This window comes from Pseudomonas sp. P4795, assembly GCF_048822895.1.
Taxonomy (GTDB): domain Bacteria; phylum Pseudomonadota; class Gammaproteobacteria; order Pseudomonadales; family Pseudomonadaceae; genus Aquipseudomonas.
This window is the reverse complement of sequence record NZ_JBMFBT010000004.1, coordinates 330,942-354,804: the sequence shown is the minus strand read 5'-3', so window position 1 is coordinate 354,804 and position 23,863 is coordinate 330,942. Positions and strand designations below refer to the sequence as shown.

The following is a 23,863-nucleotide window of genomic DNA, read 5'->3' as shown; positions in this document are numbered from 1 at the left end:
CGTCAATGAGCGCGCAGTAGCACTTTGTCGACGGAATGATCTGAAGACTTGTTGATGATCAGCGTCGCGCTGTCACGGGTCGGCAGAATATTCTCGACCAGATTCTTCAGGTTGACCCGATCCCAGGTATCGGAAGCCATCGACAACGCATCTTCATCAGACAGATGTTTGTACTTGTTGAAATAGGACTCGGACGACTGGAAAGCCGTGTTCTTCAAGTACACAAACCGTTGCAGATACCACTTGCGGATATCATCGGTCGTCGCATCCAGATAGATCGAAAAGTCGATGAAGTCCAGAACACTCAATCCGCGGTACTTGTCTTCCTGCAGGACATTCAAGCCCTCAAGGACAATGATGTCCGGCGCCTCGATCCGCTGGGTTTCATTCGGCAGAATGTCATAGCGCACGTGCGAATAAATCGGCAGGTCGACCGGTTTGCCCTCGTTGCGCACCGAGCTCAAAAAATCCAGCAGCAGTGATTTGTCGTAGGACTCGGGGAAGCCTTTTCGATGCAACAGCTTCTTCTGTTCCAGCGTCGCCAGCGGGAACAGAAACGAATCCGTGGTCACCAGTTGCACATTCGGTGAGTCGGGCCAGGAGGCCAGCAGCGCTGCCAACACTCGGGCGAAACTGCTTTTACCTACCGCGACACTGCCGGAAACACCGATGATGAATGGCGCCTTGAACTCGGGCTCGCCGATGAAGGCCGCTTGCACCTGGCCGAACGACTGTGCAGACGCACAGTGCAGATGCAACAAGCGCGACAGCGGAAGCAAGACATCCACGACCTCCTCCGTGGCCATCGGCTGGGCAGGACTGATCAGCGCATTCATCTGCTCGGGCGAAAGGCTCATCTCCACCTCCTCGCGAAAGGACGCCCACTGCTCGCGGCTGAACTCCCGATAGCCGAGCCCGGCGTGGAATTGCGCTGCTGCATCCCGGTTGATCGTCATACGCGTCCTGTATCTGCTGTCGCAAAAGCACGGAACATATCAGATCTCGAAAGACACGCATAAAAAACCCCGAAAGGCTGACACCCTCCGGGGTTGTTTTTTACTCACGGGCTTACAACTTGGCGATGGAAACCTCGGTGGATTTCACAAAGGCAATCACTTCGCTGCCGACCACCAGTTCCAGCTCTTTGACCGAGCGTGTGGTGATTACCGAAGTGACGATGCCGGAAGCGGTCTGCACGTCGATTTCCGACAGCACGTCGCCGAGCACGATTTCCTTGATCGAGCCTTTGAACTGGTTGCGTACGTTGATGGCTTTGATAGTCATGGCAATGATTCCTGTCGTTTGCTTGAGTTATTGAGCCCAACGCAATTGCGTAGGCAAGGGTGAAACGGGTTCCGGTGCCGGCGGTTCGCCGGGCAGGGACAACACTCGGTTGAGGACTTCGGTTTCCAGCGCCGCCAGCCGGTGCGAACCGCGCACCCGCGGGCGCGGCAGTTCGATGTGCAAGTCGAGGCCGACTTCGCCGTCCTCGATCAGAATCACCCGGTCGGCAATCGCCACCGCTTCGCTGACGTCGTGGGTCACCAGCAACACCGTGAAACCGTGCTGCTGCCACAGGCGTTCGATCAGTTGCTGCATCTCGATGCGGGTCAGGGCATCCAGCGCGCCCAGCGGTTCGTCGAGAAGTAGCAGGCGCGGTTGATGGATCAACGCGCGCGCCAGTGCGACGCGCTGCTTCTGCCCGCCGGACAAGGCTGCCGGCCATTCATTGGCACGATCCGCCAGACCGACCGACTCCAGCGCCTGCAAGGCTTGCGGGCGCCAGTTGCCCTTGAGGCCAAGACCGACGTTGTCGATGATCTTTTTCCACGGCAGCAAACGTGCTTCCTGAAACATCAAGCGCGTGTCGTCCCGCGCATCACTAAGCGGCGCAGAGCCTGCGAGCAAGTCCCCGTCAGTCGGCAGATCAAGCCCGGCGAGCAAGCGCAGCAAGGTGCTTTTGCCGCAACCACTGCGCCCGACCACGGCGACAAACTGCCCGGCCGGAATGTGCAGGTCGACGTTGCGCAGCACTTGCCGCGCGCCGAAAGTCTTCTGCAGATTGCGCACCGCCAGCGGAATCCCGCGCAGCAGGCGTGGAGGTTGTTGCGCGGTCATGCTGCACCTCCTTTCGCCACTTGATACGCCGGGTGCCAGCGCAGCCACACACGCTCAAGTCCACGGGCCGCGAGGTCGGCCAGTTTGCCCAGCACCGCATAAAGCAGGATCGCCAGCACCACCACGTCGGTCTGCAAGAACTCGCGGGCATTCATCGCCAGATAGCCGATGCCCGAGCTGGCGGAAATGGTTTCCGCCACGATCAGCGTCAGCCACATGAAGCCCAGCGCAAAGCGCACGCCGACCAGAATCGAAGGCAACGCGCCCGGCAGAATCACCTGCCAGAACAGGCTGAAACCGGACAGGCCATAACTGCGGGCCATCTCTACCAGCGCCGGATCGACGTTGCGGATGCCGTGATAAGTGTTGAGATAGATCGGGAACAAGGTGCCCAACGCCACCAGAAAAATCTTCGCCGATTCGTCGATGCCGAACCACAGGATCACCAGCGGAATCAGCGCCAGATGCGGCACGTTGCGGATCATCTGCACCGAGCTGTCGAGCAGGCGTTCGCCCCATTTCGACAGGCCGGTGATGAAGCCCAACACCAGACCGATGCTGCCGCCGATGGTGAAGCCCAGCGCCGCGCGCCAGCCGCTGATTGCCAGGTGCGTCCAGATCTCGCCGCTGCGCACCAGGCTCACGCCGGCTTCGATCACCGCCACCGGCGCCGGCAAAATCCGCGTCGACAACCAACCCGCCGACACTGAAAGCTGCCACACCGCCAGCAACAACACCGGCAACGCCCAGGGCGCGAGGCTGTGGATAATTCTCTTCATGGCTGCGCCTCAGCTCTGCGACGCGGCTTTGGGAAGAATATCGTTGGCCACCATTTCGCCGAACGGGCTGACATAAGCCGCGCCTTTCGGCAATTCCGGACGCTCGATATCGAGATGCGGGAACAGCAACTCAGCGACGCGATACGACTCTTCGAGGTGTGGATAACCGGAGAAAATAAACGTGTCGATGCCCAGATCGGCATATTCCTTGACCCGCGCGGCCACGGTCGGACCATCGCCGACCAGTGCCGTACCGGCACCGCCACGCACCAGACCGACGCCGGCCCACAGATTCGGGCTGACTTCGAGGTTGTCGCGACTGCCGCCGTGCAGCGCGGCCATGCGTTGCTGGCCGACCGAATCGAAGCGCGCCAGGGACGCTTGAGCGCGAGCAATGGTGTCGTCGTCCAGATGCGAGATCAGCCGATCCGCCGCTTGCCAGGCCTCGGCATTGGTCTCACGCACAATCACATGCAGACGAATGCCGAAACGCACGGTGCGTCCAAGCTTGGCGGCTTTGACGCGCACTTGTTCGATCTTCTCGGCGACGGCTGCCGGCGGCTCGCCCCAAGTCAGAACCATTTCCACTTGTTCAGCGGCCAGATCCTGCGCCGCTTCCGAAGACCCACCGAAGTACAGCGGCGGACGCGGTTGCTGAATCGGCGGATAGAGCAATTTGGCGCCCTTCACGCTGATGTGCTGGCCGTCGTAATCGACGGTTTCGCCTTCCAGTACGCGGCGCCAGATGCGGGTGAATTCCACCGAGGCCTGATAGCGCTCTTCGTGACTGAGGAACAGACCGTCGCCAGCCAATTCCTCCGGATCGCCACCGGTCACCAGGTTGAACAGCGCACGACCGCCGGACAGTCGGTCCAGAGTCGCAGCCTGACGCGCTGCAACCGTCGGAGAAATGATCCCGGGGCGCAGGGCGACGAGGAACTTCAGACGCTGGGTCACCGGGATCAGCGACGCTGCCACCAGCCACGAATCTTCGCAGGAGCGGCCGGTGGGAATCAGCACACCGCCAAAGCCCAGACGATCCGCCGCTTGCGCGACCTGTTGCAGATAACCGTGATCAACGGCACGGGCGCCTTCGGCGGTGCCAAGGTAATGGCCGTCGCCGTGGGTAGGCAGGAACCAGAAGATATTGAGGCTCATGGAGTGGTCTCCTTGGGGATTCGAATTACTGCGCTTTAGCCACAGCGGCCGGAGGGGTCCAGATCACGTCCTTGATGCTCAACGGCTTGGGAATCAGCTTGAGCCCGAAGAAGGTGTCAGCGATTTTCTGTTGCGCGGCGACCACTTCCGGGGTCAGGAACAGTGCACCGTAGCCTTGGCGTTTCACCGACGTCAGGGTGATGTCTGCTGGCAGGCCGAGCAGTGGCGCGACCTGTTGCGTCACGTCTTCAGGATTGGCTTTGGACCACTCGCCGACTGCGCGCACTTCTTCGACGAGGGTCTTGATCACCTCGGGATTTTTCTGCGCATAAGGCTTGGTCGCCAGATAGAACTGGTGGTTGTCGACGATGCCTTTGCCGTCGCGCAGGGTGTGCGCTTGCAGTTGTTTCTCGGCGGCGGCCTGGTACGGATCCCAGATCACCCAGGCATCCACGCTGCCACGTTCGAACGCGGCGCGGGCATCGGCCGGCGGCAGGAATACCGTTTGGATGTCGGTGTATTTGAGGCCGGCGTCTTCCAGTGCGCGCACCAGCAGGTAGTGCACGTTGGAGCCTTTGTTCAGGGCGACTTTCTTGCCCTTGAGATCGGCCACCGATTTGATCGGCGAGTCTTTCGGCACGAGGATCGCTTCGCTGTTCGGCGCTGGTGGCTCGTAAGCGACGTAGAGCAGATCGGCGCCGGCAGCTTGCGCGAAGACTGGCGGGGTTTCGCCGGTGACGCCGAAGTCGATCGAGCCGACGTTCAGGCCTTCCAGCAGCTGTGGGCCGCCGGGAAATTCAGTCCATTGCACATCGACGCCTTGGGCAGCAAGGCGTTTTTCCAACGTGCCTTTGGCTTTGAGCAGCACCAAGGTGCCGTACTTTTGATAACCGATTCTCAAAGTCTCGGCTTGAGCTTGGGTGATGGCGCCGAAGGACACAGCCGCAGCAAACAGAGCGACCAGACCGCGACGCAAAAATACAGTGCGCATAGCGCTCTCCTGATTTGCTGTGGGGTTTTGGCTGCACCTGCTTGGCCGTTAGCGGCTGAGTAAGGTGAGTGGATCTAATACGGATGAAGCTTTAAATGCTCCAGCGAGCACTCAATAAACGTTCGTTCAACAGGCCCGGTTCCAGCGGTTTCGGCCGGCGGGCCATGGCGCCGATGAACTGGTCCAGCGCTTCGTGCAGACGCTGCTCCAGCGCCGGTGCCAACTGCGCCTGGGCACTGCCTTCGCCATAAGCGATCTGGCTGTCCTCGGCAAAAATCCCTTGCAGCATTTCCTGGGCTTTCAGTGCCGACAACACTGGCTTGAGGGCGTAATCGACCACCAACATGTGGGCGATGCTGCCACCGGTAGCCATCGGCAAAACCACCTTGTGGTTCAGTGCGCGCTCCGGCAGCAGATCGAGCACGGTTTTCAGTGCGCCGGAAAACGAAGCTTTGTAAACCGGGGTGGCGATCAGCAGGCCGTCGGCGTTTTCGATCTGTTGCAGCAGGTCGAGCACCTTTGGGCTGTCGAAGCGCGCGTGCAGCAGGTCTTCGGCCGGGAAGTCCCGCACCTGATAACTCACCACTTCCACCCCTTGCTGTTGCAACCAGCGTTGCGAGCGTTCCAGCAACACCCCGGAACGGGAGCGCAGGCTTGGACTGCCACCGAGTGAGACGACCAGCATTCAGACGATTCCTTACGCATTACAGGCGATTCGCGGTTTGCGATCTCGCTTCGATGTGAGTGACCTTACCAGCTGATTTATATATCCATAAATCATATTTATTCATTTGGTTATACGTTTTAGAGATATGCGTTTTAATTTCTTCAGGACGAAAAAAAGGCCGTCGAAACGGCCTGAAACCCTGCTTTGCGGATACTGCAGATCCTCGGAAATTACTTGTTCGGCTGCGGAGTCAGGCGCAGGTATGGCTTCACCGCGCGATAGCCTTTCGGAAAGCGTTTTTTGATTTCGTCTTCGTCCTTGAGCGACGGCACGATCACCACTTCGTCGCCGTCCTGCCAGTTGGCCGGGGTGGCCACTTTGTAGTTGTCGGTGAGTTGCAGCGAGTCGATCACCCGCAGGATTTCGTGGAAATTGCGCCCGGTACTCGCCGGGTAAGTAATGGTCAGGCGAATCTTTTTGTTCGGATCGATCACGAACAACGAGCGCACGGTCAGGGTGTCGCTGGCGTTCGGGTGGATCAGATCGTACAGATCGGAGACCTTGCGATCGGCATCGGCCAGGATCGGAAAGTTGACGATGGTGTTCTGGGTTTCGTTGATGTCTTCGATCCACTTGTAGTGCGAGTCCACCGGGTCGACCGACAGCGCGATGGCTTTGACGCCGCGCTTGGAAAATTCATCCTTGAGCTTGGCGGTGAAGCCCAGCTCGGTGGTGCATACCGGAGTGAAATCCGCCGGATGGGAGAACAGCACGCCCCAGCTATCGCCCAGCCATTCGTGAAAACGAATCTTGCCGGCGCTGGAATCCTGTTCGAAATCGGGGGCGATGTCGCCAAGTCTGAGGCTCATGGTGCGGCTCCTTATGAGTTGTTGGAGACCTCAACTGTAGCCCGGCTTTTATGCTTCTGAAAAAGAATAAATAACTAGATATCTATACCTTAAAAGAATATTAAACATCTGTTCACTGGACGCACGACGCTATCGCGACGAACATCGGTCGCAAGGTTCGAGAAGGCCTTGAGTTGCTGCAAAGAGGGAAATTCGCGTCAGGCTTACGGGGGTGAGCCTGACGCGAAAACGCAAAAGCCCCGTCCGGCGCGATGCCGGACGGGGCTTTTTTACATCAGTAGCTTGAGCGCGCTATTACAACAGCGGGATCGAGTAGCTGACGATCAGGCGGTTTTCGTCCTGGTCGCGTTGACCCGGGATGTCGTTGCGCCAGGTAGCGTTTTTCCACATCAGGCCCAGGTTCTTCAACGGGCCTTCAGGTACTACGTAACCAACAGTCAGGTCACGCTCCCACTCGGAGTTGCCATTGCCGTTTTCACGACGGTTGGTACCCACAGTGTCGATGTCGCTGCCACGCAGGTAAACCATGCCGGCGGTCAGACCTGGAAGGCCGACTTTAGCGAAGTCATACGAGTAGCGAGCTTGCCAGGTTTTCTCGCCGGCACGGCCGAACTTCTGGATCTGCATGTCGGTGATGGTGTAGTTCGACGAACCGTCGCCCTGGTTCAGCCAAGGGAAGTCGCTGCTGCCGTTGGAAACCTGGTAACCGCCACCGAACGTGTGACCTTCAACGGTGTACAGGAACAGACCGCTGTACAGGTTGTTGTCGATCTTACCTTTGCCGCTGACGTTGCCGACGTAGTTACCGTTACCGAAGTAAGCAGCAGTGTTGCTGTTGGCGCCGTCGTCGGAGCTGTTGAAGTAGCGGAAGTCAGACTTCAGCACGCCCGGGCCGATTGCCCAGTTGTGAACCAGACCCAGGAAGTGTTGCTTGTAGAAATCTTCCAGATTGCCGTAGTAGTACTGGGCAGTCAGGTCTTTGGTGATCTTGTAGTCACCACCGGCGTAGATGAACTTGTTGCTGTTGGCAACGCGAGCGTTCGCACCACCGATAGACAGCTGTTCTTCGTTGCTGGAGTTACGGCCCTTCACGTGCTCGATCTGACCGCCGACCAAGGTCAGGTCCTTGATCTCGCCGGAAGTGATCTGGCCACCCTGCCAAGTTTGTGGCAACAGACGACCGTCGTTGGTCACGATTACCGGGTTTTTCGGCTGCAAGGTGCCCAGTTTCAGCTCAGTCTGGGAGATCTTGGCTTTAGCAGTCAGACCCAGGCTGGAGAAGTTGTCCACTGCTTCACCGTTGGACTTGCTCGGGAACACAGTGCCACCGTAGGAAGTCGAGGTCGCGCCGTTGGTGCCGCCGCCCGAATCCAGACGCACGCCCAGCAGGCCGATAGCGTCGATACCGAAGCCAACAGTGCCTTGGGTGTAACCGGAGATGAAGCGCAGATCGAAGCCTTGGCCCCATTCTTCGTTCTTGTTCTGCACGCCAGAAGCGGTTTTGGCAGCGCTGTCGCGGTTGTCAGTGTTGATGTAGAAGTTACGCAGACCCAAGGTAGCCTTGCTGTCTTCGATGAAACCGGCGGCGCCTGCCTGCTGCGCCATAACCCCTACGGCCACGGCCAGGGCCAAGGTGGACTTGTTCATGTATCGCTCCTCTCGTTTCTAATTCTTGTGTTCCTGGTCCGGAGTCTGATGCCCCTGGATCCTAAGATGCGCGATTAGCGCCAGACCGTGACTGACAAGTCAATCGTAACCTTGTGTGTCTACGACCAAGGTCTAATCGCAGTTATTTGGTCCCTGCAGGGTAAAGAATTCCTGATAAAGCCAAAAAGAATTTATTCATCCTTTTTCATACCATTAAGGAATATGGCCGTGTAGTGGCCATCATCACCGGGATACAGCGTATCGGCGACTAAGCTCATTCCTAAATGGTATTTGTTAGCCTTTTTTTAGATCGATTAGCTTTGGCGCAACCCCGAATCGTCAAACCCTATCGAAAAGGCGACGCCATGATGGCCAAACGCGCACTATCTAGTCAATTTGTTACAGTTTGTGTGTCAGCACTGATTTCTTTTTCTGCCCAAGCAGCCAACCTCACGGTGGGTTATCAAACCGGCATTGATCCGAGCAAAGTGCCGCAGGCCGATGGGGTCTACGAGAAGACCATCGGCGAGAAAATCGACTGGCGCCGCTTCAACAGCGGCCCGGAAGTTGTGACAGCCATTGCTTCAGGGGATGTGCAGATCGGCAACCTCGGTTCCAGTCCTTTGGCTGCCGCCGCCTCGCGTAACTTGCCGATTGTGGCTTTCATCGTTTCGGCACAGATCAATGCCGCTGAAGCCTTGGTGGTGCGTAACGGCAGCGGCATCAACAAGCCTGAAGACCTGGTCGGCAAGACCATCGCCACGCCTTTCGTTTCTACTTCGCACTACAGCCTGCTCGGCGCACTCAAGCACTGGGGCCTGGACGCCTCGAAAGTCAAAGTGGTGAACCTGCAACCGGCGGAAATCGCAGCAGCGTGGAAACGCGGCGACATCGATGGCGCGTTTGTCTGGTCTCCGGCACTGGGTGAAATCCGCAAAACCGGCAAGACCCTGACCGATGCGGCACAAGTCGGCCAATGGGGCGCACCGACCTTCGAAGTGTGGGTCGCGCGCAAGGACTTCGCCGAGAAGCATCCGGACGTCGTGGCCAAGTTCGCCAAGGTCACGCTGGATTCGTTCGCCGATTACGCGGCGCACAAAGACAGCTGGACGGCGGACTCGGTGCCGGTGCAGAAAATCGCCAAACTGACCGGTGCCAATGCCGCTGATGTTCCGGAATTACTGGCCGGCTCGGCGTTCCCGGATGCCAAGGCACAGCAGTCCACTGCGCTGCTGGACGGCGGCACGGCCAGGGCGATTGCCGAAACGGCGAAGTTTTTGAAGGAGCAAGGCAAGGTTGAAACGGTGCTGGCGGATTACTCGCCGTATGTCAGCGCGAAGTTTGTAACCGACTAATCACAGGACTTTGTGGCGAGGGGATTCATCCCCGATGGGGCGCGCAGCGGCCCCGCTCTCGACTCGGAAAAGCGGGGGACTGCTACGCAGTCCAGCGGGGATAAATCCCCTCGCCACAAAAGTCCCGCACATTCAGATCAGAGGGCTTTTTCGAAGATTTTCGAGTTGCGCTGATAGTTGTACAGCGAGGCGCGTGCCGCTGGCAGGCGTTCGACACTGCTTGGCTCGAACCCGCGCTCGCGGAACCAGTGGGCAGTGCGGGTGGTGAGAACGAACAAGGTCTTCAAGCCCTGCGCCCGCGCGCGGGTTTCGATGCGTTCCAGCAACTCATCGCCGCGCCGGCCGTGACGATATTCCGGATTGACCGCCAGACACGCCAGTTCACCGGCATCCGAATCGGCAATCTGATACAGCGCCGCACAAGCGATGATCATGCCTTCACGCTCGACCACGCTGAACTGCTCGATCTCGCGCTCCAGCACTTCGCGCGAACGCCGCACCAGAATGCCCTGCTCTTCCAGCGGGCTGATCAAGTCGAGCAAACCGCCGACGTCTTCAATCGCGGCCTCGCGCACCAGCTCGAATTGCTCCTGCGCCACCAGCGTACCGCCACCGTCACGGGTGAACAGCTCGGTCAGCAGCGCGCCGTCCTCGGCATAACTGACGATATGGCTGCGCGCCACGCCACCACGGCAGGCTTCGGCGGCGGCATCCAGCAGTTCGCCCTGGTAATTGCTGCCCAGGCGCTGCAAATGCGCCGGGACTTGTTGAGGGCGCAACTCGCGTACCAACTTGCCGTTCTCGTCGATCAGACCGAGGTCAGCGCCAAACAGCAGCAGCTTGTCAGCCCCGAGATCGATGGCGGCGCGCGTAGCGACGTCTTCGCAGGCAAGATTGAAGATTTCACCGGTCGGCGAGTAACCCAACGGCGACAACAGCACAATCGAACGCTCATCGAGCAGGCGATTGATACCCTTGCGGTCGACCCGGCGTACTTCCCCGGTGTGGTGATAATCAACGCCTTCAAGCACACCGATAGGCCGCGCAGTCACCAGATTGCCGCTGGCCACGCGCAGGCGCGAGCCCTGCATCGGCGACGAAGCCATGTCCATCGACAGGCGCGCTTCGATGGCGATGCGCAACTGACCGACGGCGTCGATCACGCACTCCAGCGTTGCCGCATCGGTAATGCGCATGCCGTGGTGGTAATGCGGAGTCAGGCCGCGAGCAGCAAGGCGGGTTTCAATCTGCGGTCGCGAACCGTGGACCAGCACCAGCCGCACGCCAAGGCTGTGCAACAGCACCAGGTCGTGAACGATGTTGCCAAAGTTCGGATGCTCCACGCCGTCGCCGGGCAGCATGACGACGAACGTGCAGTCGCGGTGGGCATTGATGTAAGGGGACGCGTGGCGGAGCCAATTGACGTATTCGGGCATGAACCTGGGCCTGTAATAAATAGCAGCCGGAAAAAAGGCAAAACGGAAAACGCACAGCGGGCTGATGGTTATCGTCGGGACAGGTTTGGCGACACGCGCGCTCTCCTCATGAATACGGGTTTGGACATCTGCGATTTAGCCGCCCCGTGTAGGGAATGCGTTCAATTCTTCAGGCAGTAATGTTCAATCAACTGCCGCAATAGCTGCACAGTAGGCTGCAAACGTGACATTTCAAGGTACTCGCCCGGTTGGTGCGCACAGGCGATATCGCCGGGGCCGAGCACAATGGTTTCGCAGCCAAGGCGCTGAAGATAAGGCGCTTCGGTGCCGAACGCCACCGCTTCGGCCGCATGGCCGGTGAGTTTTTCGGCGATCCGCACCAGTTCGCAGTTTTCGGACTGCTCGAACGGTGGCACTTCCGGGAACAGCGGCGCGTAGTCGATCTTCACCTGATGTCGCTCGGCCACCGGATTGAGCTTGCGCAGAATCTCCGCGCGCAGGATTTTCGGGTCCATGCCCGGCAGCGGCCGCAGGTCGAACTCCAGCGAACACTGGCCGCAGATGCGGTTGGGGTTGTCGCCGCCGTGAATGCAGCCGAAATTCATGGTCGGCTGCGGCACACTGAACTGCGGATTACGGAATTCGCGCTGCCACAACAGGCGCAGGCCACGCAGCTCGCCGATGGCATCGTGCATCGCTTCCAGAGCACTGTGCCCCAAGCGCGGATCCGACGAATGGCCGCTCTGCCCGAGGATGTTGATGCGCTCCATCATGATGCCTTTGTGCATGCGGATCGGCTTGAGCCCGGTCGGCTCGCCGATCACCGCCGCCCGGCCCAGCGGTTTGCCCGCTTCGGCCAGCGCGCGGGCGCCAGACATCGAGCTTTCTTCATCGCAGGTGGCGAGGATCAGCAGCGGTTGCTTGAACGGTTGATCGAGCAGCGGTTGCACGGCGTCGATGATCAGGGCGAAAAAGCCCTTCATGTCGCAACTGCCGAGTCCGACCCAGCGGCCATCGACTTCAGTCAGTTTCAACGGATCGGTCTGCCACAGTGCGTCGTCGTACGGCACTGTGTCGCTGTGCCCGGCCAGCACCAGTCCGCCGGGGCCGCTGCCGAAACTGGCGAGCAGGTTGAATTTGCCCGGGCTGACCTGCTGGATATCGCAGGCGAAACCCAGATCGCCGAGCCAGCCGGCAAGCAAATCGATCACCGCCCGGTTGGACTGATCCAGGTTCGGTTGGGTGCAGCTGACCGAGGGTGCGGCGATCAACGCAGCGAACTGGTCTTGCATGGACGGCAAAGGCATCGCTGACTCCAACTCCCGATTTGAAGTCCATCATAGAGCCATCCGGCGCCAGGAATAAACCGCCGCAAAGCGTAGGAAGTTTGAGTCCTGTACACTGCACGGCCTTGGCAGCCACATATTCCCCCGGCTGCGCTCCCGATCCTGGATTTTCCGGCCATGCAAAAAGAAACCGAAATCAAACTCCGCGTCAGCCGCGAAACCCTCGCTGCGCTGCGCGAGCACCCGTTACTGAAAAAACGCAACAAAAGTGGCTGGGAACGCCGTGAGTTGATGAACCAGTACTTCGACACCCCGGAGCGCGATCTGGCCCAGGCCAAAGTCGCCCTGCGCCTGCGCAAGGATGGCGAAGAGGTGATTCAGACCCTCAAGACCCGCGGCCAGAGCGTTGCAGGTCTGTCCGAGCGTAACGAATACGACTGGATCCTGCCGAAAGCCAAGCTTGACGTGAAAAAACTCGACGGCGAATGCTGGCCCGAGTCGCTGGCCGAGCTGGACAAGAAAACCCTGAAACCAATCTTCACCACCGATTTCGTCCGCGAACGCGCGGAAATTGCCTGGGGCCGTGGCAAGACCAAAGTGGTTATCGAAGCTGCACTGGATCTGGGCCACGTGGTAGTCGGCAAACAGAAAGAAGAAATCTGCGAGCTGGAACTGGAACTGCGCGAAGGCGAGCCTGCCGCGCTGCTGGAACTGGCCGCTGAGCTGGCCGCCACTCTGGCGTTGATGCCATGCGACATCAGCAAGGCTGAGCGTGGTTATCGTTTGTTCGATGCCAACAGCTATTCGCTGAGCCTGCCAGCGCCGGCGATCAGCGTCGAAACGCCGCTGGACGACGCTTTCGCCGCGCTGGGCTGGCATTTGCTGGCGAGCAGTCAGCGTCTGGCCGAGCAATATCGCTTCAACGGCCACTGGCGTTTGCTGCTGGACTGGGTCGAGAACCTCGCTGAACTGCGTGCACTGCTCAGCAGCCTCGGCCAGGCCGCGCCGCGTCAATCGACCCACGATCTGCGCGTTGCGTTGGACGCATTGCTTGAAGACTGGCGTCCGCTGGTTCAGGCCGGTGTGGAAGACGAAGACGTGCGCAAAGCCGCGCCAGAGCAGTTCCTCGAAGAACTCGAAGACCCGCGCTGGGGCCAGTTCTCGCTGAACACTTCACGCTGGTTGCTGGCTCGCACCTGGACTGCCGACCGCAACACGCGTGGCAATCGTCAGGGCGCTGCGCAACTCGGTAGCTGGCTGCCACGTCTGCTGGGTGAGGAAGCGACTTCCCTGCAATTGCAGCGTTATCAGCAGCAGCCGGAAGATCTGGCCGAACAACTGCCGCGCATCGAGCGTATTCAGGTCTGGCTGCACCACGCACGCAACGTGCTGGATGTGCCGGAGATGGATCGTCTGTACGGCGAGCTGAACAAACTGGCGCAACTGGCCAACGAACCGACGATCACTGACGAACTGCTCGATGCGCGCAAGCATCAGGCGATTGCCGTGTATCAAAACCGTGCCTGGAAAATGCTGCTGCGTATGTAAACCCCCTGTGGCGAGGGAGCTTGCTCCCGCTGGGCTGCGAAGCGGCCCCAAAACTGGTGTTCGCCGGTATTGGGAGTCCTTCGGCCTCCAGCGGGAGCAAGCTCCCTCGCCACAAAAAGCTATCAGTGCTACACCGGCAAACTGGTTGTGGATTTGATCTCTGAAAGCGCCACTATCGAGTTCACTTCCTGAATCCCCGGCACCAGCGACAGCTTCTCGAAGAAGAAGCGCTCATACGCCTCGATGTCCGCCGCAACAATGCGCAGTAGAAAATCCACCGCGCCCATCAGCACATAACACTCCAGCACTTCCGGAAAACCGCGAATCGCCTCGGTGAACTCCGTGAAGTTCGACCGCCCGTGGGCGTTGAGTTTTATCTCGGCGAAGATCTGCGTATTCAGGCCGATTTTCTTGCGATCGAGCAAAGTCACCTGCCCGCGAATGATCCCCTCCTCCTTCATCCGCTGAATCCGCCGCCAGCATGGCGATTGCGACAGACCCACCTGCTCGGCGATCTGCGCGCTGGACAAAGAAGCGTCCTCTTGCAGCAGCGCGAGAATGCGTCGATCGTAGCTGTCGAGCTCGCTGCGCATAAATATTCCTCAAACTTAGTAGCTGACGAATTGATCCTTACGATCAACCACGGATTTCGCTCATCTTAGATAAGAAATGCCCGCCAGCGAATGTAAAAATTCCTCCAGTTATTTTGGAGACCCGCCATGCCGCACCTCGAAGCCGTGAACACCCCACCGCCCCGCGCCGATGTGTGGAACGTGAGCAACGCGCATTGCCGCGCGCACTATCAGATACTCGCTGAAGCCGAACCGGATCTTTTGTGCCGGGCACTCAATCTGTTCGCCTTGCAGTTCCTCACGCCGCAGCAGGTCAATGTCCAGCGGCTGGACGATCTACTGTCGCTCGATATCGTTATCGATGGCCTCAGTTGGCACCGCGCCGAAGTGATCGCGGAAAAACTTCGTAACCTGATCAGCGTGTGCTCGGTGAACCTGCAAGACGCCGACGCGGCGTCGGCTGCGCCCGAGCAGGCGGCCGGCTGACAAAAATCGAAACGCCTTCGTCGGGTAGTGGCCCAGCAGTCTGTGCGGCCACGACTATCCTTTGCGCACAGTCGTTCAAAAGGAGCCCGCATGTCCGTTCAACTCGCCACTCAGGACCGCTGGCTGGATCTCAACGATGTTCTGCGTGAACTGGTCGCTCAGGGGTTTATCTGCCAGGACGCGGCCGAACAGGCGCTGAATGCCCGTCGTCGGCATGCCGCCCATGGTCAGAAACATCCGCTGGAGTTCATCGCCAGCCAGCAACTCGACGACCTCAGCCGTCCGGGCAAACATCTCGATCTCGAAAGCCTGACCCTGTGGCTGGCACAGCAGGCGGGCCAGCCGTACTTGCGCATCGACCCGCTGAAGATCAACGTTGCCGCGATCACGCCGCTGATGTCCTACGCCTTTGCGCAGCGGCACAAGATTCTCGCGGTGTCGGTCGACCGGGAGGTGGTCACCGTGGCCAGCGCCCAGCCTTACGTCACTGGCTGGGAAGCTGATCTGACCCACGTACTCAAATTGCCGATCAAACGCGTGGTGGCCAACCCGGCGGATATCCAGCGCTTCAGCGTCGAATTCTTTCGTCTGGCGAAATCGGTCACCGGCGCAAGCAATGCCGATCAGCAAACCGGCAACCTCGGCAACTTCGAACAGTTGCTCAACCTCGGCGCCAGCGATCAGGAGCCGGACGCCAACGACGCGCACATCGTCAATATCGTCGACTGGCTGTTCCAGTACGCCTTCCAGCAACGCGCCAGCGATATCCACATCGAACCGCGGCGCGAGCAAGGCACCGTGCGTTTTCGCATCGACGGCGTATTGCACAACGTCTATCAATTTCCGCCGCAAGTGACCATGGCCATCGTCAGTCGTTTGAAGAGCCTCGGCCGGATGAACGTCGCCGAGAAACGCAAGCCGCAGGACGGCCGGGTCAAGACCAAGACCCCGGACGGCGGCGAAGTCGAGCTGCGGCTGTCGACCCTGCCCACCGCGTTCGGCGAAAAAATGGTCATGCGGATATTCGACCCGGAAGTGCTGCTCAAGGATTTCGATCAGCTGGGGTTTTCCGCCGACGACCTGCGGCGCTGGCAGGACATGACCGGCCAGCCCAACGGCATCATCCTTGTGACCGGGCCGACCGGTTCGGGCAAGACCACCACGCTGTACACCACGCTGAAGAAACTGGCGACGCCGGAGGTCAACCTCTGCACCATCGAAGACCCGATCGAGATGGTCGAGCCGGCCTTCAATCAGATGCAGGTGCAGCACAACATCGACCTGACCTTCGCCGCCGGGGTGCGCGCGCTGATGCGCCAGGACCCGGACATCATCATGATCGGCGAGATCCGCGATCTGGAAACCGCCGAAATGGCGATTCAGGCAGCGTTGACCGGGCACCTGGTGCTGTCGACCCTGCACACCAACGATGCGCCGAGTGCGATCAGCCGTTTACTCGAACTCGGTGTGCCGCATTACCTGATCAAAGCCACGGTTCTCGGCGTCATGGCGCAACGTCTGGTGCGAACCTTGTGCCCGCACTGCAAGGCACCATTGACCCTCGGCGAGGAAGACTGGCAAACCCTGACGCGACCGTGGCAAGCACCGCTGCCGAGCAATGCGCAACGCGCAATCGGTTGCCTGGAATGCCGCGACACCGGCTATCACGGCCGCGCAGGTGTTTACGAAATCATGCAGCTGACCGACGGCCTCAAAACGTTGATTACCCCGGACACCGATCTGACGGCAATCCGCCGTCAGGCGTTCAAGGAAGGCATGCGCAGCCTGCGCTTGTCCGGCGCGCAGAAGGTCGCGGCGGGGCTGACAACTATTGAAGAAGTATTGCGAGTGACACCGCAGAGCGAGCAGAAATAGGCTCTCACGGAACCGGATCATGGAAATCGCGATCCAACCCCGTAGTTAAATCAGTGGAGTCACCCCTTATGCGTCTCAAACTTGCTGTTGCTACCGTTGCCCTGTTGTCTCTGCCCGTCGGTTCGGCAATGGCCGACAGCTTTTGGCGTAACGTCATTTCGTCCGGCGCCACCACCGGTTCGACTTACCTGACGTTCAAGGATCACAAGCTGATCGTTGCTGCACAGGATGACGCCGGCAGTTTCGTAGCCAGCGAAGGCGGTATCCGTGGACCGTATCTGGAAGCTGCCATGCAGAAAGTCCGCGCTGATAACCCAGGGTTGCAGGCGACAGACATGGAATTGGCTAATGCCATTCTGGCGAAGAATGCAGTGGCGTCGGAATAACCTTCCAGACGAAAAGAAAAATGCCGCTCAATCGAGCGGCATTTTTTTGAAGCAAAATCAAAAGATCGCAGCCTGCGGCAGCTCCTACAGTAATCAGTGTGCACGGCAATTTATGGATGATCGCAAAACCTGTAGGAGCTGCCGCAGGCTGCGATCTTTTGATCTTTAACGGTAATCGTCTACCGGGACGCAGGCGCAAAACAGATTGCGGTCGCCATAGACGTTATCCACCCGATTCACCGCCGGCCAATACTTGTGCGCCTTGGTGTGCGCATCCGGAGTAATGGCTTGCTCGATGCTGTAAGGCCGCTCCCACACGCCGATGATATCGGCCAAGGTGTGCGGCGCACGCTTGAGCGGATTGTCCTCGGCCGGCCAGTTGCCGTTCTGCACTTCGGTGATTTCCGCACGGATGCTGAGCATCGCGCCGATGAAACGGTCCAGCTCAGCCTTGGATTCACTCTCGGTCGGTTCGACCATCAAGGTACCCGGCACCGGGAATGACATGGTCGGCGCGTGAAAGCCGTAATCCATCAGACGTTTGGCGACATCTTCTTCGCTGATCCCGGTCAACGCCTTGAGCGGGCGCAAATCGAGAATGCATTCATGTGCGACTCGCCCATTGCGACCGGTGTAAAGCACCGGAAACGCGCCGGACAGATGCTGCGCCAGGTAATTCGCCGCGAGGATTGCCACCTCGCTGGCATCCGCCAGTTGCGGCCCCATCATCGCGATGTACATCCAGCTGATCGGCAAAATGCTCGCGCTGCCCCAAGGCGCCGCACTGACCGCCGTGTTCTGCGCTTGCGGCCCGTCAATCGGCACCACCGGATGATTGGCCACGAACGGCGCCAGATGCGCGCGTACGCCAATCGGCCCCATGCCCGGCCCGCCGCCACCATGCGGGATGCAGAAAGTCTTGTGCAAGTTCATGTGTGATACGTCGGCGCCAATGTCAGCGGGGCGTGTCAGCCCAACTTGTGCATTCAGGTTGGCGCCATCCATGTACACCTGACCGCCGTGCTTGTGGATAACTTCGCAGATTTCACTGATGCCCTCTTCGTAGACGCCGTGGGTGGACGGATAGGTGGCCATCAGGCAGCACAGTTTCGCGCCGGCCTCGGAGGCCTTGGCCTTCAAGTCTTCCAGATCAACGTTACCAGCCTCGTCGCATTCGACGATCACCACGCGCAAGCCAACCATCTGCGCCGAAGCCGGATTGGTACCGTGAGCCGAGGACGGAATCAGGCACACATCGCGTCCGCCCTGCTGCCGGCTCTCGTGATATTTGCGGATCGCCAACAACCCGGCGTATTCGCCCTGCGCGCCGGAGTTGGGCTGCATGCAGATCGCATCGAACCCGGTGATCGCGCACAGCCACTGCTCAAGTTCTTCGATCATCAGCGTGTAGCCGACAGCCTGCTCACGCGGTACAAACGGGTGCAGATTGGCGAACTGCGGCCAAGTGATCGGGATCATTTCGCTGGTGGCGTTGAGTTTCATGGTGCAGGAGCCGAGCGGGATCATCGACTGGTTGAGCGCCAGATCCTTGTTCTCCAGTTGTTTGAGGTAGCGCAGCATTTCGGTTTCGCTGTGGTGGGCGTTGAACACCGGGTGGCGCAGGTACGGCGTGGTTCTTTGCAGATTGTCCGGGATGCCGGAATCCAGCGCTTCGGCATCCAGTTCCTCGACGTTCAGCCCATGATCGGCACCGAGCAGCACGTCGAACAGTTTGACCACGGTGTTTTCGTCGCAAGTTTCGTCGAGGCTCAAGCCCAAGCGGCCACGGCCGAGAATCCGCAGGTTGATCTGCGCGGCCTGGGCACTTTCGATAATCGCGGTCTGCGCGCCGCCAACGTCCAGCGTTAGCGTGTCGAAGAACTGCTGGTTGATCCGGTTGATGCCATGCCGCGCCAGCCCAGCAGCCAGAATGCAGGTCAGTCGATGCACCCGTTGGGCGATGCGTTTCAGCCCTTCCGGCCCGTGATAAACAGCATAGAAACTGGCGATGTTGGCCAATAAAACCTGCGCAGTGCAAATGTTCGAATTGGCCTTCTCGCGGCGAATATGTTGCTCGCGGGTTTGCAGGGCCATGCGCAGCGCGATGTTGCCGCGTGCATCTTTCGACACGCCAATTATCCGACCCGGAATCGCCCGTTTGTATTCTTCGCGGCTGGCGAAAAACGCCGCGTGCGGACCGCCGTAGCCCATCGGCACACCGAAGCGCTGACTGGAACCGAACACCACATCCGCGCCCATCTCACCCGGCGGGGTCAGCAGTAACAAGCTCAACAGATCGGCGGCGACACAGACCAGCGCTTGTTGCGCGTGCAAATGATCGATCAACGGGCGCAGGTCACGGATTTCGCCGTGGGTGTCCGGGTATTGCAGCAAGGCGCCGAACACCTGGTGCTGCTTCAAGTTATCCACAGCGTCGATGATCAGTTCGAAGCCAAAGCCTTCGGCGCGGGTCTGCACCACGGAAATGGTCTGCGGGTGACAGTTTTCATCGACGAAAAACAGATTGCTCTTCGACTTGGCCACTCGTTTGGCCAGTGCCATGGCTTCCGCGGCTGCGGTGGCTTCGTCGAGCAAGGAGGCGTTGGCCAGTTCGAGACCGGTGAGGTCGATGGTCAGTTGCTGAAAGTTGAGCAACGCTTCCAGTCGGCCCTGAGCAATCTCGGGTTGGTAAGGCGTGTACGCGGTGTACCAGCCGGGATTTTCCAGCACGTTGCGCAGGATGACCGCAGGCGTAAGGGTGCCGTGATAGCCCATGCCGATCAGGCTGGTCCAGACCTGATTCTGCTCGGCATAGCCACGCAGTCTGGCCAGCGCCGCCTGCTCGTCCAGTGCTGGCGGCAGATCCAGTGCGCGATTCAGACGAATTCCCGGCGGCACCGTCTGCTCGATCAGCTCGACCCGGCTGCCAAGGCCGAGGCTGTCGAGCATCGCCTGTTGTTCGGCGGCATCGGGGCCGAGGTGGCGGCGCAGGAAAGCCTCGGGATCGCGTAACTGGCTCAGGGACGGCAACTGGGACATGACGGGCTCTCTCTTGGCTGGCGCTCGGCGTCAATGCAACACGGTCAAACCAGCATAGCAGCCACTGCCATGGGCGAATCCCGGACAGAAAAAAGCCCCGACGAGTCGGGGCTTTGGGACGTTGCGTGCAGCTTATTCGCCGATGGCTGCCTTGTAGGCGGCCGCGTCGAGCAGCTTGTCCAGCTCGGCCTTGTCGCTTGGCTTGAGCTTGAAAATCCACGCGCCGTACGGATCGGAGTTGAGCAGTTCAGGCGAACCGCCCAGCTCTTCGTTGATCGCGATCACTTCACCGCTGATCGGCGAGTAGATGTCGGAAGCGGCTTTCACCGATTCAACCACTCCGGCCTGATCTTCAGCGGCAAACACTTTGCCCACTTCCGTCAGCTCGACGAATACCACATCGCCCAGCGCTTCCTGCGCGTGGTCACTGATGCCCACGGTGACGGTGCCGTCAGCTTCCAGACGCGCCCATTCATGACTTTCGGCAAAACGCAGGTCGGCGGGGATGTTGCTCATGTTCGGTGTCCTCAAGAAGTAGGTCAGCGGTGGTGTCCGCCGGAAATAAGTTAGATCAAGGTTTTGCCGTGACGGACGAAGGTCGGTTTGACCACCCGTACCGGATACCACTTGCCACGGATTTCCACTTCGGCGCGGTCGGCTGTCGCCATCGGTACACGCGCCAGGGCAATCGACTTGCTAAGCGTAGGAGAGAAACTACCACTGGTGATCTCCCCTTCGCCAACATTGGCGATACGCACGACCTGATGCGCGCGCAAAACCCCGCGTTCTTCAAGCACCAGACCGACCAGTTTGTGCTGCACACCTGCGGCTTGCTCGGCCTGTAGAGCGTCGCGACCGATGAACTGACGCGTGGCCGGCTCCCAGGCAATGCTCCAGGCCATGTTCGAGGCCAGTGGCGAAACGTCTTGATGAATGTCCTGACCGTACAGGTTCATCCCGGCTTCAACGCGCAGCGTATCGCGAGCGCCGAGGCCGATCGGCGAAATGCCCGCGCCAACCAGATCGTTGAAAAATCCCGGAGCCTGACTGGCCGGCAGAACGATTTCCAGACCATCCTCGCCGGTGTAACCGGTGCGCGCGATGAACCAGTCGCCGTCGGCGTGGCCTTCGAAAGGTTTGAGCATCTGGATCAGCGTCGCGCGAGACTGGGTCACCAGTTCGGCAATCTTGTGCCGGGCCTGCGGACCTTGAATGGCCAGCATCGCCAGCTCGGCGCGTTCGTGCAGATGCACGTCGAAACCGGCCTGATGCGTTTGCATCCAGGCCAGATCCTGATCGCGGGTGGAGGCGTTGAACACCAGCCGATAACCGTCATCGAGGCGGTAGACGATCATATCGTCGACGATGCCGCCGCGTTCATTGAGCATGGTGCTGTAGAGCGCACGGCCGGGGCTGTGCAGGCGTTCGACGTCGTTGGCCAGCAAATGCTGGAGCCAGACCTTGGCCTGGGGGCCACTGACATCGATCACGGTCATATGGGAAACATCGAACACCCCGCAATCGCGGCGCACCTGATGGTGTTCCTCGACCTGCGAGCCGTAGTGCAATGGCATATCCCAACCGCCAAAATCGACCATCTTCGCGCCGAGGGCGAGATGCAGGTCATACAGAGGCGTACGCTGTCCCATGGGTTTCTCCTTCCGGGCGTGGCGAAGGTGCGGACAGGCGCTGCACAGCGTGAAAGCCTTGAAATAGAAGGCTCTCAGCCGATTTCAGCAACCGGGTCTGTCAGACGGACCGCACCGAATGCCGCGCATTGTAGCCGCATGATGTAGGACTGACACCTAAGCGTTTCGATGCGCCGAACGGCGGATCAATCCGATGACCGGCAACAGACCGACCAGAACCAGGCTCAGCGCGGGCAACGACGCCCGTGCCCATTCGCCTTCGCTGGTCATTTCAAAGATGCGCACCGCCAGCGTATCCCAGCCAAACGGGCGCATCAGCAGGGTCGCCGGCATTTCCTTGAGCACATCAACGAACACCAGCAGCGCGGCACTCAAGGTCCCCGGTAGCAACAGCGGCAGATACACTTTGAAAAACAGTCGCGGCCCACTGACACCCAGGCTACGTGCTGCTTCAGGCAAAGATGGCCGTATACGCGCTAGACTGCTTTCCAGCGGCCCGTAAGCTACAGCGATGAAACGCACCAGATACGCCAGCAACAACGCCGCCAGACTGCCCAGCAGCAACGGTTTGCCCGCGCCGCCGAGCCAGCCCGACCCTGGAATCACCAGCTCGCGGTCGAGATAACTGAAAGCGAGCATGATCGACACTGCCAACACCGAACCGGGCAAGGCGTAGCCAAGGTTGGCCAGACTGACGCCGGAGCGGATCGCTCGGGTCGGTGCCAGACGCCGGGCAAATGCCAACAGCAGCGCGACACTGACGGTAATCAACGCCGCCATGCCCCCCAGATACAGCGTGTGCAGAATCAGTCCGGCGTAGCGTTCATCCAGATCGAAACGCCCGCGCTGCCAGAACCACGCCAGCAGTTGCAGCACTGGAATCACAAACGCGCAGGCGAACACCAGCGAGCACCAACCCGTTGCTGCCCAAGCCTTGGGCCCGCGTAAATACAGCGCTTTGATCCGTGGTCGCTCGTTACTCGCGCGATTCGCCCCACGCGCGCGGCGTTCGCCGTACAACACCAGCATCACCACCAGCAGCAACAGGCTGGCCAGTTGCGCGGCGCTGGACAGGCTGAAGAAGCCGTACCAGGTCTTGTAGATCGCGGTGGTAAAAGTATCGAAGTTGAACACCGACACTGCACCGAAATCCGCCAGGGTCTCCATCAACGCCAGCGCCACCCCCGCGCCAATTGCCGGTCGCGCCATCGGCAACGCCACGCGCCAGAACGCCTGCCACGGCGACTGGCCGAGCACCCGCGCGGCTTCCATCAGGCCTTTGCCCTGAGCCAGAAACGCAGTGCGCGCCAGCAGGTAGACGTAGGGATAAAACACCAGCACCAACACCACAATCACCCCGCCGGTGGAACGCACACGCGGCAGGCGCAGGCCGCTGCCGAACCACTCGCGCAACAGGGTTTGTACCGGTCCGGCGAAGTCGAGCAGGCCGACAAACACGAAAGCCAGTACGTAGGCGGGAATAGCGAAGGGCAGCATCAGCGCCCAGTCGAGCCAGCGCCGGCCGGGGAATTCGCAGAGACTGGTGAGCCAGGCAAGGCTGACGCCGAGCAGGGTTACGCCGACGCCTACGCCCAATACCAAGGTCAGCGTATTGCCCAGCAGGCGTGGCATCTGGGTTTCCCACAGGTGGGACCAGATCTGTTGATCGATGGTTTGCCAGGACAACAGCAGGACGCTGAGGGGCAGCAGCACCAACGCGGCGATGGTGAAGACGATGGGGTACCAGCGGCGTTGGGCGGGGTGGGCCACTTTTAGAACTCTGGAGGGATAGGGGTGTTCTTGAGCTGCTTGTTTCAGGTCAGGATTGTTGCCCTCACCCTAGCCCTCTCCCTGAGGGAGAGGGGACTGACCGAGTTGCTCTTTCGAGTTACATCGACCTGAGATATCGAGTCGAACTCAAGTCTAGAAAACAACCCACATCGGCTCCCTCTCCCCCCGGGAGAGGGCTGGGGTGAGGGCAGCGATCTTAAGCGAACACAGC

At 59.8% G+C, this 23,863-nt stretch carries 21 protein-coding genes; 5 read left to right on the top strand and 16 right to left on the bottom strand.

Translation table 11 applies throughout. From position 1 onward, the window contains the following. Nucleotides 1-2: 2 nt before the first annotated feature. The 9 genes from coaA to ACOI8A_RS13700 form a co-directional block, all read right to left on the bottom strand. Entirely contained in the window at nt 3-956 is a 954-nt protein-coding gene (coaA, locus tag ACOI8A_RS13740; protein WP_420647428.1) for a type I pantothenate kinase, read from the bottom strand. Nucleotides 957-1,068: 112 nt separating this feature from the next. Beyond that, nucleotides 1,069-1,284: a TOBE domain-containing protein gene (locus ACOI8A_RS13735; protein WP_003229256.1), complete on the bottom strand. Its 216-nt coding sequence runs from the start codon at nt 1,282-1,284 to the stop codon at nt 1,069-1,071. Between the two features lie 27 nt (nt 1,285-1,311). After that, entirely contained in the window at nt 1,312-2,118 is an 807-nt protein-coding gene (ssuB, locus tag ACOI8A_RS13730; protein ID WP_420647429.1) for an aliphatic sulfonates ABC transporter ATP-binding protein, read from the bottom strand. Continuing rightward, entirely contained in the window at nt 2,115-2,897 is a 783-nt protein-coding gene (gene ssuC, locus ACOI8A_RS13725; RefSeq protein WP_420647430.1) for an aliphatic sulfonate ABC transporter permease SsuC, read from the bottom strand. Before ssuC ends, ssuB begins: the two co-directional genes overlap by 4 nt. A gap of 9 nt (nt 2,898-2,906) precedes the next feature. Next, a complete protein-coding gene (ssuD, locus tag ACOI8A_RS13720) occupies nt 2,907-4,055 on the bottom strand; it encodes an FMNH2-dependent alkanesulfonate monooxygenase (RefSeq protein ID WP_420647431.1) in 1,149 nt (382 codons plus the stop codon). A gap of 25 nt (nt 4,056-4,080) precedes the next feature. Further along, nucleotides 4,081-5,046, bottom strand: a complete 966-nt coding sequence (locus tag ACOI8A_RS13715) for a sulfonate ABC transporter substrate-binding protein (protein ID WP_420647432.1) — start codon at nt 5,044-5,046, stop codon at nt 4,081-4,083. Between the two features lie 91 nt (nt 5,047-5,137). Next, the gene (ssuE, locus tag ACOI8A_RS13710) at nt 5,138-5,731 is read right to left on the bottom strand and encodes an NADPH-dependent FMN reductase (protein ID WP_420647433.1); all 594 of its coding nucleotides are present in this window, start codon (nt 5,729-5,731) and stop codon (nt 5,138-5,140) included. A gap of 212 nt (nt 5,732-5,943) precedes the next feature. Continuing rightward, a complete protein-coding gene (locus tag ACOI8A_RS13705) occupies nt 5,944-6,582 on the bottom strand; it encodes a peroxiredoxin (RefSeq protein ID WP_420647434.1) in 639 nt (212 codons plus the stop codon). Nucleotides 6,583-6,876: 294 nt separating this feature from the next. Continuing rightward, nucleotides 6,877-8,229: an OprD family porin gene (locus tag ACOI8A_RS13700; protein ID WP_420647435.1), complete on the bottom strand. Its 1,353-nt coding sequence runs from the start codon at nt 8,227-8,229 to the stop codon at nt 6,877-6,879. 368 nt (nt 8,230-8,597) lie between these two features. On the opposite strand from ACOI8A_RS13700, the gene tauA reads away from it, so the two are divergent. Further along, entirely contained in the window at nt 8,598-9,584 is a 987-nt protein-coding gene (gene tauA / locus ACOI8A_RS13695; RefSeq protein WP_420647528.1) for a taurine ABC transporter substrate-binding protein, read from the top strand. A 137-nt stretch (nt 9,585-9,721) separates the two neighbouring features. On the opposite strand, the gene argA is transcribed toward tauA, so the two are convergent. Continuing rightward, the gene (argA, locus tag ACOI8A_RS13690; protein WP_420647436.1) at nt 9,722-11,020 is read right to left on the bottom strand and encodes an amino-acid N-acetyltransferase; all 1,299 of its coding nucleotides are present in this window, start codon (nt 11,018-11,020) and stop codon (nt 9,722-9,724) included. Nucleotides 11,021-11,181: 161 nt separating this feature from the next. Beyond that, nucleotides 11,182-12,327, bottom strand: a complete 1,146-nt coding sequence (gene argE, locus ACOI8A_RS13685; RefSeq protein ID WP_420647437.1) for an acetylornithine deacetylase — start codon at nt 12,325-12,327, stop codon at nt 11,182-11,184. Between the two features lie 156 nt (nt 12,328-12,483). Here argE and ACOI8A_RS13680 point away from each other — a divergent pair, with 156 nt between their 5' ends. Further along, a complete protein-coding gene (locus tag ACOI8A_RS13680) occupies nt 12,484-13,854 on the top strand; it encodes an inorganic triphosphatase (RefSeq protein ID WP_420647438.1) in 1,371 nt (456 codons plus the stop codon). A 128-nt stretch (nt 13,855-13,982) separates the two neighbouring features. On the opposite strand, the gene ACOI8A_RS13675 is transcribed toward ACOI8A_RS13680, so the two are convergent. Beyond that, the gene (locus ACOI8A_RS13675) at nt 13,983-14,447 is read right to left on the bottom strand and encodes an Lrp/AsnC family transcriptional regulator (RefSeq protein ID WP_420647439.1); all 465 of its coding nucleotides are present in this window, start codon (nt 14,445-14,447) and stop codon (nt 13,983-13,985) included. A 126-nt stretch (nt 14,448-14,573) separates the two neighbouring features. Here ACOI8A_RS13675 and ACOI8A_RS13670 point away from each other — a divergent pair, with 126 nt between their 5' ends. The 3 genes from ACOI8A_RS13670 (at nt 14,574) to ACOI8A_RS13660 (ending at nt 17,173) form a co-directional block, all read left to right on the top strand. Next, nucleotides 14,574-14,912: a hypothetical protein gene (locus tag ACOI8A_RS13670; protein WP_420647440.1), complete on the top strand. Its 339-nt coding sequence runs from the start codon at nt 14,574-14,576 to the stop codon at nt 14,910-14,912. A gap of 90 nt (nt 14,913-15,002) precedes the next feature. Continuing rightward, nucleotides 15,003-16,787, top strand: a complete 1,785-nt coding sequence (locus tag ACOI8A_RS13665; protein ID WP_420647441.1) for a GspE/PulE family protein — start codon at nt 15,003-15,005, stop codon at nt 16,785-16,787. Between the two features lie 68 nt (nt 16,788-16,855). Then, entirely contained in the window at nt 16,856-17,173 is a 318-nt protein-coding gene (locus ACOI8A_RS13660; RefSeq protein ID WP_420647442.1) for a DUF2388 domain-containing protein, read from the top strand. A gap of 165 nt (nt 17,174-17,338) precedes the next feature. Here the strand turns inward: ACOI8A_RS13660 and gcvP are convergent, their stop codons facing one another. From gcvP to ACOI8A_RS13640, 4 genes are all read right to left on the bottom strand, one after another. Then, a complete protein-coding gene (gene gcvP, locus ACOI8A_RS13655) occupies nt 17,339-20,212 on the bottom strand; it encodes an aminomethyl-transferring glycine dehydrogenase (RefSeq protein ID WP_420647443.1) in 2,874 nt (957 codons plus the stop codon). Nucleotides 20,213-20,344: 132 nt separating this feature from the next. Next, a complete protein-coding gene (gcvH, locus tag ACOI8A_RS13650) occupies nt 20,345-20,728 on the bottom strand; it encodes a glycine cleavage system protein GcvH (protein ID WP_420647444.1) in 384 nt (127 codons plus the stop codon). Nucleotides 20,729-20,778: 50 nt separating this feature from the next. Further along, nucleotides 20,779-21,861, bottom strand: a complete 1,083-nt coding sequence (gcvT, locus tag ACOI8A_RS13645; protein ID WP_420647445.1) for a glycine cleavage system aminomethyltransferase GcvT — start codon at nt 21,859-21,861, stop codon at nt 20,779-20,781. Nucleotides 21,862-22,017: 156 nt separating this feature from the next. After that, nucleotides 22,018-23,631 (bottom strand): ABC transporter permease, encoded by a 1,614-nt coding sequence (locus ACOI8A_RS13640; protein WP_420647446.1) that lies wholly within the window; start codon nt 23,629-23,631, stop codon nt 22,018-22,020. Between the last annotated feature and the right edge of the window lie 232 nt (nt 23,632-23,863).